The 15,767-nt window shown below is 62.6% G+C and carries 15 protein-coding genes and 2 pseudogenes; 5 read left to right on the forward strand and 12 right to left on the reverse strand.

Annotated features, from left to right (window positions below; genetic code table 11):
* Positions 1-205: 205 nt before the first annotated feature.
* From AAZU54_RS22715 to AAZU54_RS22730, 4 genes and pseudogenes are all read right to left on the reverse strand, one after another.
* Positions 206-295 (reverse strand): annotated as a pseudogene (locus tag AAZU54_RS22715) (YdcF family protein); the annotation flags it as partial.
* 74 nt (positions 296-369) lie between these two features.
* Positions 370-459, reverse strand: a pseudogene (locus tag AAZU54_RS22720) (YdcF family protein); the annotation flags it as partial.
* Positions 460-533: 74 nt separating this feature from the next.
* Positions 534-1,295 carry a YdcF family protein gene (locus AAZU54_RS22725; RefSeq protein ID WP_186556677.1) on the reverse strand — a complete coding sequence of 254 codons (762 nt, stop codon included), beginning with the start codon at positions 1,293-1,295 and terminating at the stop codon, positions 534-536.
* Between the two features lie 136 nt (positions 1,296-1,431).
* The gene (locus AAZU54_RS22730; RefSeq protein ID WP_186556676.1) at positions 1,432-1,746 is read right to left on the reverse strand and encodes a hypothetical protein; all 315 of its coding nucleotides are present in this window, start codon (positions 1,744-1,746) and stop codon (positions 1,432-1,434) included.
* A gap of 238 nt (positions 1,747-1,984) precedes the next feature.
* Here AAZU54_RS22730 and leuS point away from each other — a divergent pair, with 238 nt between their 5' ends.
* The 5 genes from leuS (at position 1,985) to AAZU54_RS22755 (ending at position 7,996) form a co-directional block, all read left to right on the forward strand.
* Positions 1,985-4,591 carry a leucine--tRNA ligase gene (gene leuS, locus AAZU54_RS22735; RefSeq protein ID WP_428626289.1) on the forward strand — a complete coding sequence of 869 codons (2,607 nt, stop codon included), beginning with the start codon at positions 1,985-1,987 and terminating at the stop codon, positions 4,589-4,591.
* A 61-nt stretch (positions 4,592-4,652) separates the two neighbouring features.
* The gene (lptE, locus tag AAZU54_RS22740; protein ID WP_186556674.1) at positions 4,653-5,258 is read left to right on the forward strand and encodes an LPS assembly lipoprotein LptE; all 606 of its coding nucleotides are present in this window, start codon (positions 4,653-4,655) and stop codon (positions 5,256-5,258) included.
* Between the two features lie 39 nt (positions 5,259-5,297).
* Complete coding sequence (gene holA, locus AAZU54_RS22745; protein ID WP_186556673.1) at positions 5,298-6,335, forward strand: DNA polymerase III subunit delta; 1,038 nt, start codon at positions 5,298-5,300, stop codon at positions 6,333-6,335.
* A 118-nt stretch (positions 6,336-6,453) separates the two neighbouring features.
* On the forward strand, positions 6,454-6,618 hold the full coding sequence (gene arfA, locus AAZU54_RS22750) for an alternative ribosome rescue factor ArfA (RefSeq protein WP_186556672.1): 165 nt from the start codon (positions 6,454-6,456) through the stop codon (positions 6,616-6,618).
* Between the two features lie 61 nt (positions 6,619-6,679).
* Entirely contained in the window at positions 6,680-7,996 is a 1,317-nt protein-coding gene (locus AAZU54_RS22755) for a lytic murein transglycosylase (RefSeq protein WP_186556671.1), read from the forward strand.
* Between the two features lie 82 nt (positions 7,997-8,078).
* Here the strand turns inward: AAZU54_RS22755 and AAZU54_RS22760 are convergent, their stop codons facing one another.
* The 8 genes from AAZU54_RS22760 to rodA form a co-directional block, all read right to left on the reverse strand.
* The gene (locus AAZU54_RS22760) at positions 8,079-9,017 is read right to left on the reverse strand and encodes a S66 peptidase family protein (RefSeq protein ID WP_186556670.1); all 939 of its coding nucleotides are present in this window, start codon (positions 9,015-9,017) and stop codon (positions 8,079-8,081) included.
* Between the two features lie 134 nt (positions 9,018-9,151).
* The gene (gene lipA / locus AAZU54_RS22765; RefSeq protein ID WP_225915626.1) at positions 9,152-10,168 is read right to left on the reverse strand and encodes a lipoyl synthase; all 1,017 of its coding nucleotides are present in this window, start codon (positions 10,166-10,168) and stop codon (positions 9,152-9,154) included.
* Between the two features lie 2 nt (positions 10,169-10,170).
* Positions 10,171-10,818, reverse strand: coding sequence for a lipoyl(octanoyl) transferase LipB (gene lipB / locus AAZU54_RS22770; RefSeq protein WP_186556669.1), 648 nt, complete (start codon positions 10,816-10,818; stop codon positions 10,171-10,173).
* Complete coding sequence (locus AAZU54_RS22775; protein WP_186556668.1) at positions 10,818-11,093, reverse strand: DUF493 domain-containing protein; 276 nt, start codon at positions 11,091-11,093, stop codon at positions 10,818-10,820. Before AAZU54_RS22775 ends, lipB begins: the two co-directional genes overlap by 1 nt.
* Before the next feature lie 76 nt (positions 11,094-11,169).
* Complete coding sequence (locus tag AAZU54_RS22780; protein WP_186556667.1) at positions 11,170-12,330, reverse strand: D-alanyl-D-alanine carboxypeptidase family protein; 1,161 nt, start codon at positions 12,328-12,330, stop codon at positions 11,170-11,172.
* A 308-nt stretch (positions 12,331-12,638) separates the two neighbouring features.
* Complete coding sequence (locus AAZU54_RS22785) at positions 12,639-13,634, reverse strand: septal ring lytic transglycosylase RlpA family protein (protein WP_186556666.1); 996 nt, start codon at positions 13,632-13,634, stop codon at positions 12,639-12,641.
* Positions 13,634-14,644, reverse strand: coding sequence for a lytic murein transglycosylase B (gene mltB / locus AAZU54_RS22790; protein ID WP_186556665.1), 1,011 nt, complete (start codon positions 14,642-14,644; stop codon positions 13,634-13,636). Before mltB ends, AAZU54_RS22785 begins: the two co-directional genes overlap by 1 nt.
* A 17-nt stretch (positions 14,645-14,661) precedes the next feature.
* Positions 14,662-15,765: a rod shape-determining protein RodA gene (gene rodA, locus AAZU54_RS22795; RefSeq protein ID WP_186556704.1), complete on the reverse strand. Its 1,104-nt coding sequence runs from the start codon at positions 15,763-15,765 to the stop codon at positions 14,662-14,664.
* Positions 15,766-15,767: the final 2 nt, after the last annotated feature.

The raw sequence follows: 15,767 nt of genomic DNA on the forward strand, positions 1-15,767 counted from the left end.
GGAGCGGGCTTGCCCCGCGATAGCTTCGCCACCGCCTACGCTCAGTAGAACAATCGATACCCAACCAACCCCACCGCCTCATTGAGCAACTGCCCGCTCTGCCAAACCGCCCGGCTATCAGGCAGCAAGCCCACTCCCACGCCAATCGTCCTTACAGCGGCGTGGGAGCGGGCTTGCCCCGCGATAGCTTCGCCACCGCCTACGCTCAGTAGAACAATCGATACCCAACCAACCCCACCGCCTCATTGAGCAACTGCCCGCTCTGCCAAACCGCCCGGCTATCAGGCAGCAAGCCCACACCCACGCCAATCGTCCTTACAGCGGCGTGGGAGCGGGCTTGCCCCGCGATAGCTTCGCCACCGCCTACGCTCAGTAGAACAATCGATACCCAACCAACCCCACCGCCTCATTGAGCAACTGCCCGCTCTGCCAAACCGCCCGGCTATCAGGCAGCAAGCCCACTCCCACGCCAATCGTCCTTACAGCGGCGTGGGAGCGGGCTTGCCCCGCGATAGCTTCGCCACCGCCTACGCTCAGTAGAACAATCGATACCCAACCAACCCCACCGCCTCATTGAGCAACTGCCCGCTCTGCCAAACCGCCCGGCTATCAGGCAGCAGCCCGGCAAACGGCCGCGCATGATCCTGGCCCAGGAACCCCACCGGCGCCGCCACCACCTCAAACCCCGCCCGCTCGAAGCTCCAACGCGAACGCTGCATGTGCCAGGCCTGAGTCACCACCACCACCCGGCGAATACCCAGCGGCTGCAACACTTGCGCGCTCATCTGGGCGTTTTCCCAGGTAGTGCGGCTGCCCTCTTCCTTCCACTTGACCTGCACGCCAAAGTCATCGCGCAGCCGATCGGCCATCAACTGCGCCTCACTCGGCGGCGTACCATAATGCAGCCCGCCACTGATCAGCACCGGTAGGCCCGAAGCCTTGGCCAATTGCGCGGCATAGCGCATGCGTTCCAACGCGGTGCCGGTGGGCTGGTCCTGCCCCCCCCAAGCCGGATCACCGCGCTCACGCCCCGCCCCGAGCACCACGATCGCATCGGCGCGTGCGGCCAGCCCGGACCACTGCTCAAGGCTCAACGCCTGTTCGGTTTCCAACTGCCGCGCAGCGTGCTCCACCACCCACGGCAAGCTCATCGACCACAAACCGCCCAGGCCCAGAACGAAACAGGCCAACGCCAGGCGCGGCCGCCGCTTGCGCAGCCACCAGGCAGCCAGCAGCAACAGGAACAGTAACCCCGGGGGCAACAACCATTGTTTGATGAAGTAACGAATCGGCACGGCGCACACCTCCTGTGAAGGCGTGCAGCCTAAGAGGATCGGCGCCGGGCAACAAGTACGCATCCGGCGCCGATCATGTGGTATGTGTTGGAAAAAGAACCGGCGCGTGACCCTCTGCGCCTGGAATCCTGAACGACTATCGGAATGGCAGCGTCCTGGATCTCGCCGTGGTGGCGGGGCGTTTCTTGTCCTTGAGCCAGACGATCTTTGCTGACGACGGCTCCGGCTGCTGGTGGGCAGCGGCACTGGCAAAACGGCTTTCCGGGAGGGATTCCAGGTAGGCCTTGATCACTTCGAACTCTGCATGGCTGAGGCCGCGCAACTCCAGTTCTGCTGGCATTTCGTCGCGTAATCTCACCGAGGTCCTGGCCACTTCCAGCGCCAGTCCCAAACGGTCGATCAAGCGTTCGTAAAGCTCCGGTTTGCTTGCGGGTAGCTGCGATTCTCCCATCCGTTCACCTCATTGAAGATAAAGATATCTCCCCCCACACCTGAGCTTAGCGTCACTGCAAAAAGCAGCCGCTTGCAGCGACAAACGGCCCGCAAGGCCGCTCGGCGCAATAGGGTTTCCCACGACGCGCAGCGCTCATGTATGCTACGGCGTTCACTCTTACCGACACCGGAGTGCCGGACGCAGCGAGGTTCCGCTGCCGGGAACAAGGTCTCTTCTCTCTCAGCCAAAAGTAGCCATGCACGAACAATACACGCCCCGTGAAGTAGAAGCCGCCGCCCAGAAATCCTGGGACGAGCAACAATCGTTCGCTGTTACCGAACAGCCAGGCAAAGACACCTACTATTGCCTATCGATGTTCCCGTACCCGAGCGGCAAGCTACACATGGGCCACGTGCGCAACTACACCATTGGCGACGTGATCGCCCGTTACCAGCGCATGCTCGGCAAAAACGTCCTGCAGCCAATGGGCTGGGACGCCTTCGGTATGCCTGCGGAAAACGCGGCGATGAAAAACAACGTCGCCCCGGCCAAGTGGACCTACGAAAACATCGACTACATGAAGACCCAGCTCAAGAGCCTGGGCCTGGCCATCGACTGGTCGCGTGAAGTCACCACCTGCAAGCCTGACTACTACCGTTGGGAGCAGTGGCTGTTCACCCGCCTGTTTGAAAAAGGCGTCATCTACCGCAAGAACGGCACCGTCAACTGGGACCCTGCCGATCAGACCGTACTGGCCAACGAACAGGTCATCGACGGCCGCGGCTGGCGTTCCGGCGCGCTGATCGAAAAGCGCGAAATCCCGATGTACTACTTCCGTATCACCGACTACGCCGACGAGCTGCTGGAAAGCCTCGACGAGCTGCCGGGCTGGCCTGAGCAGGTCAAGACCATGCAGCGCAACTGGATCGGCAAGTCGCGCGGCATGGAAGTGCAGTTCCCCTATGACCAGGCCAGCATCGGTCATGAGGGCACGCTGAAGGTCTTCACTACACGTCCTGACACCCTGATGGGCGCCACCTACGTCGCAGTCGCCGCCGAGCACCCGCTGGCCACCCAGGCCGCCCAGGGCAACCCGGCGTTGCAGGCGTTCATCGACGAATGCAAGAGCGGCAGTGTCGCCGAGGCCGACATGGCCACCCAGGAGAAGAAGGGCATGCCCACTTCCCTGTTCGTCGAGCACCCGCTGACTGGCGAGAAGTTGCCAGTGTGGGTCGCCAACTACGTGCTGATGCACTACGGCGACGGCGCGGTCATGGCCGTACCTGCCCACGATGAGCGTGATTTCGAGTTCGCCCACAAGTACAACCTGCCGGTCAAGGCTGTGATCCGTACCAGCGCCGGTGACGAAGTGTCCAGCGAATGGCAAGCCGCCTACGGCGAGCATGGCCAGCTGATCAACTCCGGCGAGTTCGACGGCCTGGACTTCCAGGGCGCCTTCGACGCCATCGAAGCCGCGCTGATCCGCAAGGAGCTGGGCAAATCGCGCACTCAGTTCCGTCTGCGCGACTGGGGTATCAGCCGCCAGCGCTACTGGGGCTGCCCGATCCCGATCATCCACTGCCCGTCCTGCGGCGACGTACCGGTGCCGGAAGATCAACTGCCGGTGACCCTGCCGGAGAACGTGGTACCGGACGGCGCCGGTTCGCCGCTGGCGCGCATGCCTGAGTTCTACGAGTGCAGCTGCCCGAAATGCGGCACTGCGGCCAAGCGCGAAACCGACACCATGGACACCTTCGTCGAGTCGTCCTGGTACTTCGCCCGCTACGCCTCGCCGAACTACGACCAGGGCCTGGTCGATCCGAAAGCGGCCAACCACTGGCTGCCGGTCGATCAGTACATCGGCGGTATCGAACACGCCATCCTGCACCTGCTGTACGCGCGTTTCTTCCACAAGCTGATGCGCGACGAAGGCCTGGTCACCTCGAACGAGCCGTTCAAGAACCTGCTGACCCAGGGCATGGTGGTCGCCGAGACCTACTACCGCGTTGCCAGCAACGGCGGCAAGGACTGGTTCAACCCGGCCGACGTGGAAATCGAGCGTGATGCCAAGGCCAAGATCATTGGCGCGCGTCTGAAGACCGACGGCCTGCCGGTAGAAATCGGCGGCACCGAGAAGATGTCCAAGTCGAAGAACAACGGCGTCGACCCGCAGTCGATGATCGATGCCTACGGCGCCGACACCTGCCGTCTGTTCATGATGTTCGCCTCGCCGCCCGACATGAGCCTGGAGTGGTCCGACTCCGGCGTCGAAGGTGCCAGCCGCTTCCTGCGTCGCGTTTGGCGCTTGGCCCAGGCACACGTCAGCCAAGGCCTGCCGGGCCAGCTCGACATCGCCGCCCTGGATGACGCGCAAAAAGTCATTCGCCGCTCGATCCACGCAGCCATCAAGCAGGCCAGCACCGATGTCGGCCAATACCACAAGTTCAACACCGCCATCGCCCAGGTGATGACCGTGATGAACGTGCTGGAGAAGGCTCCACAAGCCACCGCGCAGGACCGTGCCCTGCTCCAGGAAGGTCTGGAAGCGGTCACCCTGCTGCTGGCGCCGATCACCCCGCACATCAGCCACGAGCTGTGGAAAGCGCTGGGTCACAGCCAGTCGGTGATCGATGCCGCCTGGCCGAGCGTCGACGAAGCCGCCCTGGTACAAGACACCGTGACCCTGGTGGTCCAGGTCAACGGCAAGCTGCGTGGTCAGGTTGAAATGCCTGCCGCCGCCAGCCGCGAGGAAGTCGAGGCAGCCGCCCGCAACAACGAAAACGTCCTGCGCTTCACCGACGGCCTGACAATCCGCAAGGTCATCGTGGTTCCGGGCAAGCTGGTCAACATCGTCGCCAACTGATGGCAACGCCCGCCCGCAGCCACTGCGGGCGGGCGGAACAGGCCCACAAGGGAGCTTCAACATGATCAAACGCAATCTGCTGGTAATGGGCCTGGCTGTCATGCTCAGCGCCTGTGGTTTCCAGCTGCGCGGCACTGGCACCAGCGAACTGGCGATCAAAGAGCTGGACGTCAGTGCCCGCAACGCCTACGGCGAAACCGTCACTCAACTGCGCCAGGTGCTGCAGCGTAGCGGCGTCGACGTGCACACCGGCGCTCCTTACCGCCTGGTGCTGACCGATGAGAAAGAAACTCAGCGCGCCGCCACCTACAGCGGCGGCAACCGTTCGGCCGAGTACGAGCTGACCACCGTGCTCGACTACAGCATTCTTGGCCTGAACAACGTGCCGCTGCTCAGCGACAAGCTGGAAGTGCGCAAGATCTACGTGCATGATGGCGACAACATCACCGGCTCCGACCAGGAAGGCATCCAGACTCGCGAAGAACTGCGTCGCGACCTGGTGCAAGGCATGGTCGTGCGCCTGCAGATGCTGACCCCCGCCCAGCTTGACCAGTTGCAGCAGGAGGCCGACGAGCGCGCCAAGGCTGAAGCCGAAGCCGCCGCTGCCGCCCAGCGCTATCGCGATGAAACACCGCAACAGTCCCCTCTGGAAATCCCGGGCACTTAAGCCCGTACGGGGCACCCCCGGGTGCCCCGCCTTGTGCTCATGAAGCTCGCCCCCGCCCAACTCAACAAACACCTGCAAGGTGCCTTGGCCCCGGTCTACGTGGTCAGCGGCGACGATCCGCTGCTGTGCCAGGAAGCCGCCGATGCCATTCGCTCGGCTGCTCGCCAGCAAGGCTTCGACGAACGCCAGGTGTTCAGTGCCGACGCCAACTTCGACTGGGGCAGCCTGCTCCTGGCGGGTGCCAGCCTGTCACTGTTTGCCCAGCGCCGCCTGCTGGAACTGCGCCTGCCTTCGGGCAAGCCCGGCGACAAAGGCGCGGCGGCCTTGATGGAGTACTGCGCCAACCCTGCTGAAGACACCCTGCTGCTGATCAGCCTGCCCAAGCTCGATGGCAGCGCGCAGAAGACCAAGTGGGGCAAGGCGCTGGTCGAAGGTGCGCACTGCCAGTTCATCCAGATCTGGCCGGTGGACGCCCAGCAGTTGCCGCAATGGATCAACCAGCGCTTGTCCCAGGCAGGCTTGTCGGCGCAGCGCGATGCGGTGGACCTGATCGCCGCTCGGGTCGAAGGCAACCTGTTGGCCGCCGCGCAAGAGATCGAAAAGCTCAAGCTGCTGGCCGACGGCAACCAGATCACGGTGGAAACCGTGCAGGCGGCGGTGGCCGACAGTGCCAGGTTTGATGTGTTTGGCCTGGTCGATGCGATCCTCAAGGGTGAGGCGGCGCATGCGCTGCGTATGCTCGAGGGGTTGCGCGGCGAGGGTGTAGAGCCGCCGGTGATTCTCTGGGCGCTGGCTCGTGAGTTGCGCTTGCTGGCGGGTATTGCCCAGCAATTCAGCCAGGGCGTGCCGCTGGACAAGGCGTTCAGCCAGGCCCGGCCACCGGTGTGGGACAAGCGCCGGCCCCTGGTCAGCAAGGCCCTGCAACGCCTCTCGGCGCAACGCTGGGCGCAGTTGCTGCAGGATGCCCAACGCATCGATGCGCAGATCAAGGGCCAGGCCGAGGGCTCGCCCTGGACCAGCCTGGCGCGATTGTCGCTGTTGATGGCTGGGCAGCGGTTGAGCTTGCCTTCTCAGTAGGCTTGAGATTTTGGGGCCGCGTAGCGGAGCCATTCACTGATCATATAAACAATCAATTGGCCCACCCGTTCCAAGCGACCTACAGTGCGCCCGTCACTCACTACGCTGGACCTTCAAGATGAGCAAAAAGCCGAAAAAACACGGCCCGAACAAGGCCAAATCCATCATCGCCCAGCCACTGTTCCGCAGCCGACAGGAACAACCAGGCAAAGGCAAAGGCAGCTACCGCCGCGAAGCCTTCCAATCGAGAGATTGGGAGGCTTGTTACTTTTTGGCCGCATGAAAGCATCAAAAGCGCAGGCATGGTATGGTCGGCACCTGACCTGTAATTCCTGGATCTGTGCATGCTCTTCAGTCTGTTCCCACGCTGGCAACCCCGCCAGCTGATCGCGGCCTCCAGCCTCATCCTGCTCGTCGCCTGCGCGGAGAAACCCACCGCCGCCGACGCTCTGCCGCTAGCCCCTGCCCAGCCCGCTCCGGTGGTCAACCTGCCCGGCAGCACACCTGACGTCAGTACTGAAATCCAGCCCCTGCAGACCTTCGCCCAATGGCAGGCGGGCTTCCGTCAGCAAGCACTGCAGGCCGGCATCAGCGCAAGTTTGTTCGACCGCGCCTTCAGCGGCGTCACACCCGATATGGACGTGATCAAGGCCGACCGCAGCCAGCCCGAGTTCACCCGCCCAGTTTGGGAATACCTCGATGGCGCGCTGTCGCCACTGCGCGTGCGCAACGGCAAGAAGCTGCTTGAGCAAAATGCCGAGCTGCTGTCGCGTATCGAACAGCGCTACGGCGTAGACCGCCAGGTGCTGGTATCGGTGTGGGGCATGGAGAGTAACTTCGGCCAGTTCCAGGGCAGCAAGTCGGTGATCCGCTCGCTGGCGACCCTGGCCTACGAAGGCCGTCGCCCGCAGTTCGCCCAGGACCAGCTGATTGCGGCGCTGCAGATCCTGCAGAACGGCGACATCCAACCCGAGGCAATGCGTGGCTCGTGGGCCGGGGCGATGGGCCAGACCCAGTTCATCCCGACCACCTACAACACCCACGCGGTGGACTTCGACGGTGATGGCCGTCGCGATATCTGGAACAGCACCGCCGATGCCCTGGCATCCACCGCCCATTACCTGCAAAGCTCGGGCTGGAAGCGTGGTCAACCGTGGGGCTTCGAAGTCCAGGTGCCAGCCAGCTTCGATTACTGGATTGCCGACGGTGCCCAGCGCAAGACGGTCAGCGAGTGGCTGCAACTGGGCGTGAAACTGCCCAGTGGCACGCAACTGCCTGCCGGTAGCAACCAGCTGTCGGCCGCGCTGCTGCTGCCTGCCGGCGCCAAAGGCCCTGCCTTCCTGGTGTTGGACAACTTCCGCGCGATTCTCAAGTACAACAACTCATCATCCTATGCCCTGGCGGTAAGCCTGCTGGGTGATCGCTTCTCGGGCTGGGGCTTCATTGCTGGCAGCTGGCCGAAAGAAGATCTGCCATTGAGCCGCAGCGAGCGCATCGAGTTGCAGAACTTGCTCAATGCCAGCGGGCATGAGGCGGGCAATGCTGATGGCATCATTGGCGCCAATACCCGCAAGGCGATTCGCAATGCGCAGCAAGCGCAAGGGATGCCGGCGGATGGCTACCCGACGCATAAGTTGCTCGACAGCCTGCGTAGCCGCTAGCGAGCTGTCGCGGGGCAAGCCCGCTCCCACGTTACGTCCACTGACGTTTACAACGTGGGAGCGGGCTTGCCCCGCGATAGCCTTACGACCTGAACAACGTCTGCTCCAAGCTCAGGCTGTGCTTTTCGCTGTCCAAGCGCACCCGCGCTCCCAGCGGCAAGCAAATATTCGGATCACAATGGCCACTGCGCCATCCGGCCAGCACCGGCACCGCCAACGGCGCGAAGATATCCTCCAGCAGCGGCGTCATGGCCGAAACCGTAACCCCGGCAAAATCCCCCACCAGCACCCCACGCACACCCTCCAGCTTGCCAGCTAGGCGTAATTGGGTCAGCAACCTGTCGACCCGGTACAGCGGCTCGTTGACATCCTCGATGAACAAGATGCTGTCGCGTGTATCGATCTCAGCCAAGGTGCCCAGTGTGGCCCCTAGCAACGACAGGTTACCGCCCACCAGACGCCCGCTGGCAGCGCCTGGCAGCACGCTGGTCAATGGGTAGTTGTGCGGATGGGCAATCGCCGCGCCCTGCCCCAGCCGCCCGCGCAACTGCTCCAGCAAGGAACTGACCGTCGGCTCCAGCTTCTCTCCCAGTAGATCGGCATTGAGCATGCCGCCATGGAAAGTGAGCAATCCTGCGCGCTGGTTGATCGCCGTGTGCAGCGCGGTGATATCGCTATAGCCGATCAACGGCTTGGGATGGCGCGCGATAAGCTCGAAGTCGATCTGGTCGAGCAGGCGCATGCTGCCGTAACCACCGCGCATGCACAGGATGGCGTCGATCTGCGGGTCGCTGAAGGCATCATGCAGATCCTGCAAACGCTGCTGATCGGAGCCGGCCAGGTACCCTTGGGCCTGGCTGACACCGGGGTAGATTCGGCACTGGTAGCCGCGGTCGGTAAACCATTGACCAGCCTTGGCCTGATCCAGCCGCGCAGGGCCTGCGGGAGCAATGATGGCGAAGCAGGCATTGGTCGGCAGCGCCTGGGGCAATGGGGCAACCCCGCGTTCAACACAGTTCATCGAGCAACTCCTTGTGGGGATAGGCGAGCCACGATGGGCGAAAGCATCAGCCTTGCCCAGCGGGTAGCGATCCCCCAATAAAAATGCCGATGGCGCCTTTCGGCGCGCATCGGCATGTTTGACTCAAGCCAGGCTCAGAGCTTGATCTTGGCTTCGTGCGCCTGCTGGTCAGCATGGTAGGACGAACGCACCAGTGGCCCGGATGCGACGTTCTTGAAGCCCATCTTGTAGCCTTCCTCGGCGAACCAGGCGAAGGTGTCCGGATGGACGAAGCGCTGCACCGGCAAGTGGCTACGCGAAGGCTGCAGGTACTGACCGAGGGTGAGCATGTCGATGTTGTGCTCGCGCATGCGATGCATCACTTCGATGACTTCCTCGTCGGTCTCGCCCAGGCCCAGCATCAAGCCGGACTTGGTTGGGACATGCGGCACCAGCTGCTTGAACTTCTCCAGCAGGTCCAGCGACCAGTCGTAGTCCGAACCAGGACGGGCGGCCTTGTACAGGCGCGGCACGGTCTCAAGGTTGTGGTTGAACACATCTGGCGGCTCTTGCGCGGTGATCGCCAGCGCCACGTCCATGCGTCCTCGGTAGTCCGGTACCAGGGTTTCCAACTGCACGCCTGGCGACAGCTTGCGGATTTCGCGAATGCAATCGGCAAAGTGCTGGGCACCGCCATCACGCAGGTCGTCACGGTCAACCGAGGTGATCACCACGTACTTCAGGCGCAGATCGGCGATAGCCACGGCCAGGTTGTGCGGCTCATCCACATCCAGTGGCTTCGGTCGGCCGTGGCCAACGTCGCAGAACGGGCAGCGACGCGTGCAGATGTCGCCCATGATCATGAAGGTCGCAGTACCACCGGAGAAGCACTCGCCCAGGTTCGGGCAGGAGGCCTCTTCGCAAACGCTGTGCAGCTTGTGCTTGCGCAGCAGTTGCTTGATGCGATCTACCTCGGGAGAAACCGGGATGCGCACGCGGATCCAGTCAGGCTTCTTCGGCAGCTCTTCGGTGGGGATGATCTTGACCGGGATACGCGCCACCTTGTCGGCGCCACGCAGTTTCACCCCAGCTTCCACCTTCTTCGGCGCAGGGCGCGGGGTGACATCCTGGGATGGGATCAGGTTCGGCACGGCTTCTTGCACAATTGTCATATTCAGTCGATTCCGCCCGTGAGGGTCGTCTGCTCAGCATAGTCGAGGTGCTTGACCAGCTGTCCGCGCAGCCTTGTCCTGACCTCGGTGAGTTCGATCGGACCTGCCAGATCACGTAGCTGGGTCATGGCCAGCCCCGCATACCCGCAGGGGTTGATTCGGCGAAATGGCGCTAAGTCCATGTCCACGTTCAGGGCAAGGCCGTGGAACGAACGACCATTGCGGATTCGCAGGCCGAGCGAGGCAATCTTCGCCCCGTCGACATATACACCCGGCGCATCGGGTTTGGCGGCGGCGTCGACCTCATAGCTGGCGAGCAGATCGATCAGGCTGTGCTCGATCCGGCTGACCAGCTCCCGCACGCCAAAGCCCAGCCGGCGCACGTCGAGCAACAGGTAGGCCACCAGCTGCCCGGGGCCATGGTAGGTCACCTGGCCGCCGCGATCGGTCTGCACCACCGGGATGTCGCCCGGCACCAGCAGGTGCTCGGCCTTGCCGGCCTGGCCCTGGGTGAAGACCGCAGGATGTTCGACCAGCCAGATTTCGTCCTGGCTGTCCGCTCCACGCTGCTCGGTAAAACGACGCATAGCCTCCAGCACCGGTTCATAGGGCTGCAGGCCAAGCTCGCGAAAACCGAGACAAGCGGGCATCAGAGCACCATTTTCACGATGCCGGTAGCGCGCAGGGCGCTGTTGATATCGTGCAGCTGGTCCTCGCTCTCGGCAACGATGTGCAGTTGCACCGTGGTGTACTTGCCTTCCTTGCTCTGACGCTCGGCCAGAGTGGCCATGTCGACCTTGGCGTGCTTCTTGAGGATTTCGATCACCGTGTCCTTGAAATTGACTACGGTGTCGCCAATCACCTTGATCGGATAATCGGCGCAGGGGAATTCAATCTTGTGCGACTTGACGTCAGGTTCGCTCATGGCGGAAACGGCCTCGTAAGCCGTGGCAACAACGACGCTCCCGCTGGAGTGAGCGGGAGCGTGGCAGGTCACGTTATCAGTTGAACAACCCGTAGAAGAATAGACGAATGCTATCCCACATACGGCGGAAGAAACCACCTTCCTCGACGCCATCGAGGGCGATGAGGTCAGCGCTGTGGACCACTTTCTCGTCCAGTTTGACTTCCACTTTACCGATCACGTCACCTTTGGCGATTGGCGCGGTCAGTTGTGGGTTCATGGTCATCGAAGCGGCCAGGCGCTTCAATTGGCCTTTAGGCATAGTCATGGTCAGGTCGTTGGCCAGGCCCGCCTTGACTTGGCTGGTGGCGCCCTTCCAGACCGGAGCCTGAGTCAGCTCGGTGCCCTTCTGGTAGAAGGTCTGGGTTTCGAAGAAGCGGAAACCGTAGGTCAGCAGCTTCTGGGTTTCGGCAGCACGCGATTGCTCGCTGTTGGTGCCGAACACCACGGCGATCAGGCGCTGGCCGTCACGTACCGCCGAGGCGACCATGCAGTAGCCGGCTTCGTCGGTGTGGCCGGTTTTCAGGCCATCGACGGTCTTGTCACGCCACAGCAGCAGGTTGCGGTTCGGCTGCTTGATGTTGTTCCAGAAGAACTCTTTCTGCGAGTAGATCGCGTAGTGAGCCGGGTCTTCGTTGATGATCGCACGCGCCAGCAGGGCCATGTCGTGGGCCGAGGAGTAGTGCTCCGGGTTCGGCAGGCCGGTCGGGTTCATGAAGTGGCTGTTGCCCATGCCCAGATCGGTAGCGGTCTTGTTCATCATGTCGGCGAAGGCATCTTCGCTGCCGGCGATGTGCTCGGCCAGGGCGACCGACGCGTCGTTACCCGACTGGATGATGATGCCGTGCAGCAGGTCGCTGACGCTGACCTGGGTGCCGACCTTGATGAACATGCGCGAACCACCGGTACGCCAGGCGTTTTCGCTGACGGTGACCGGGTCGTTTTCGCCGATCTGGCCACGACGGATGTCGAGGGTGGCGATGTAGGCAGTCATCAGCTTGGTCAAGCTGGCTGGCGGCAGACGCTCGTCACCGTTGTTTTCGACCAGCACGTTGCCGCTGGACGCGTCCATGAGTACGTAGGACTTGGCGGCCAACTGCGGTGGCGATGGCATCATCTGCTCCGCTGCGAAGGCAGCAGGCGTGATCATCAGCAGTACGGGCAGGCAAAGTCGTTTGGCAAGGTTGGTGATGTTCATCCGTCTCTCGAAAATCGCTAATGGTCTGATGTTTCGTGGGCGAGGCCCAACGGCTAGTCAGTCTAGTTATGCGAGCTGCGCTGCAGCCCAAACCCGAGGCCAGGGGCCTTGCGGGAAAAAACGGCCATTGTACATGGGCGCGTCTGGCAATTCATGACAAAACAGACAGGTCGGCGTCGACTTCTTCGCGGGCAAGCCCGCTGCCACAGGGTCATCGCTGTCCTTGTGGGAGTGGGCTTGCCCGCGAAAGGGGTGACGCAAATCAGTGCGTCGTGCCCCTTCAGTCCACCGTCTGGCGCAGGAGTTCCCTAGTCGGTCACCAGCTTGGCCTGGCCAAGATTGGCCATGCGCACGCTGTCCTGGGTCTGCTGGACTTCGCCCTGGCTGCTCATCGGCCCCAGGCGTACGCGGTGCAGGGTCTGCTGGTTACGTACGATCGAGCTGATGAACACCGGGGCGCTGACCATGGTGCTGAGTTTGGAGCGCAGCAGTTCAGCTGCGTCCGGGTTGGCGAATGCGCCCACCTGGAGGTACATGCCGCCATTGGCGCTTGGCGCGCTGTTGCTGGCGATCTGCACCGGTACTACCGCCGCAGCATGCTGCTGCGCTGGCGGAGTCCATTGCTCGACCTTGCCCGTGCTGGCTGGCAGCGCTTGGGTCTGGGCCACTTGCGGTTCCTTGAGCACCAACGGCGCCTGTTGACCACGCTGGGCCCACCACTGCTGCGGGTCGATCCCCTCGACGCGCACCCGCGCGGTGCCGGTTTCGGCGTAACCGAGTTTTTTCGCCGCCGCGTAGGACAGGTCGATGATGCGGTCCGAATAGAACGGGCCACGGTCGTTGACCCGCAGGATCACGCTACGGTGGTTGTCCAGGTTGGTCACCCGCACGTAGGCCGGCAGCGGCAGGGTCTTGTGCGCGGCACTCATGCCGTAGAGGTCATAGACCTCGCCATTGGCGGTGTTCTGGCCATGGAACTTGGTGCCATACCAGGACGCAGTGCCCTCGGCGCGGTAGTTGCGCGAGTCCTGGATCGGGTAGTAGGTTTTGCCCAGCACCGTGTACGGGTTGGCCTTGTAATTGCCAGTGTGCACGGTTGGCGTGGCGTCAGGGATCTTGTTGACATCCACGTCCCACCACGGCGCACCGTCCTTGTGAGCGCGGTTGATGTCCAGGCCAGGTTGCGAACGAACCACGTTGCCGCCGCTTTGCTGGGCCGGCCGGCTGGACGAGCAGCTGGCCAGGACCACGCCAACGGCGATGCAGGTCAGCAGCTTGAAGGAATTCAGAGAAAATACGCGCATTACTTGACGCCCCGTGCAAGAACCAGCTGTTCCGAGAGCTGATGCACCGCCATGGCGTACATCACACTGCGGTTGTACCGCGTGATCGCATAGAAGTTCTTCAAGCCCATCCAGTATTCAGGACCGTTTTCACCCTCGAGCTTGAAGGCGGTCACCGGCAGATCATCGCGCAGCGCATCATGGCTCGACCAACCCAGGGCTTTCAACTCCCCGACTGTCTTGACCGGCTCGATACCCGTGGTCAGGCCTTCATCGGCCCGCTCGCCACGCACCTGGGCGCGACTGACCACGCCCTCGCCCGCAACCCAGCCGTGGCGCTTGAAGTAGCTGGCCACGCTGCCGATGGCGTCATCGGGATTGTTCCAGATATTGATGTGGCCATCACCGTCGAAGTCCACGGCATAGTTGCGAAAACTGCTCGGCATGAACTGCGGCAAGCCCATGGCGCCGGCGTAGGAGCCCTTGAGCATCAGCGGATCGAGCTGCTCCTCCCGGGCCAGCAAGAGGAACTCGCGCAGCTCCTTGCGGAAGAACTCGGCCCGTGGCGGGTAATCGAAGCCCAGGGTCGACAACGCGTCGATCACCCGGTAGTTGCCGGTGTTGCGACCAAAGAAGGTCTCCACGCCGATGATCGACACGATCACCTGGGCCGGCACGCCATATTCCTGCTCGGCACGGGCCAAGGTGGCCTCGTGCTGACGCCAGAAGTCGACCCCGCGGGCAATGCGCGCGTCGGTAATGAACATCGGCCGGTATTCTTTCCACGGCTTGACCCGCTCGGCCGGACGCGAAATCGCATCGAGGATCGACTGCTTGCGCTGCACCTCGCGGAACACGCCCATCAGTTGTTCGCCGGCAAAACCATAGTCGCGGGTCATTTCGCCAACGAACTCGGCCACCTGTGGCGAGCCGTCATAGTCGCCGGCATTGGCTTGCTGGACAGCGCCGAACAGACCGATTGCGCCGATCCACGGCAGACAACGGGCAGCCCAGGTACGCACTGCTTGCATGAAATTGGTCACCTTATTCAAACCTGCGCGATCCATTTGCGGTGTGTGTGGATCGACATCAGAACGCCAAACGCTGACAGCAGCGTCACCAACGAAGTTCCGCCATAACTAATGAAGGGCAGCGGCACCCCCACTACGGGCAACAAACCGCTAACCATACCGATATTGACGAACACGTATACAAAGAAGGTCATCGTCAGGCTGCCCGCCAGCAGCTTGCCGAACAGGGTCTGCGCCTGGGCCGTGATCACCAGGCCGCGGCCGATCAGCAGCAGGTAGACGATCAACAGCAGGCAGATCCCGACCAGACCGAACTCCTCGCCGAGCACGGCGATGATGAAGTCGGTGTGGCTTTCAGGAAGAAAATCCAGGTGCGACTGGGTACCGAGCAACCAACCCTTGCCAAACACCCCGCCCGAGCCGATCGCGGCCTTGGACTGAATGATGTTCCAGCCGGTGCCCAACGGGTCGCTTTCCGGGTCGAGGAAGGTCAATACCCGTTGCTTCTGGTAGTCGTGCATGACGAAGAACCACATCGCCACGGCCACCGGCACCGCGGCGGCCAGCACGCTGATAATCCAGCGCCAGCGCAGGCCCCCCATGAACAGCACGAACGCGCCCGAGGCGAGGATCAGCAGCGCGGTACCCAGGTCAGGCTGGCGGACAATTAGAATGAACGGCACGCCGATCAGCACCAGGCTGATCGCCACGTGCTTGAGATCCGGCGGCAAGGTGCGCTTGGACAGATACCAGGCCAAGGTTGCCGGCATGATGATCTTCATGAATTCCGAAGGCTGGAAGCGGATCACCCCCGGGATGTTGATCCAGCGGGTCGCGCCCATGGCGTTGTGGCCCATGACGTCGACCACCACCAGCAGGCACACCCCGGTCAGGTACGCCAACGGCACCCAGCGGGCCATGAAACGTGGTTCGAGCTGGGCGATGATGAACATCGACACCAGGCCGATGCCGAACGAGGTGGCCTGCTTCATCAGCAAGTCCCAGTTCTTGCCGCTGGCCGAATAGAGCACGAACAGGCTGCCAGCGGCGAGGGTCAGCAGGATGATCAGCAGCGGGCCGTCGACATGGATGCGCTGCAGGAAGCTGGCGCGCCGACGCATCA

The organism is Pseudomonas sp. Je.1.5.c (assembly GCF_051129895.1).
Lineage (GTDB): Bacteria > Pseudomonadota > Gammaproteobacteria > Pseudomonadales > Pseudomonadaceae > Aquipseudomonas > Aquipseudomonas urmiensis.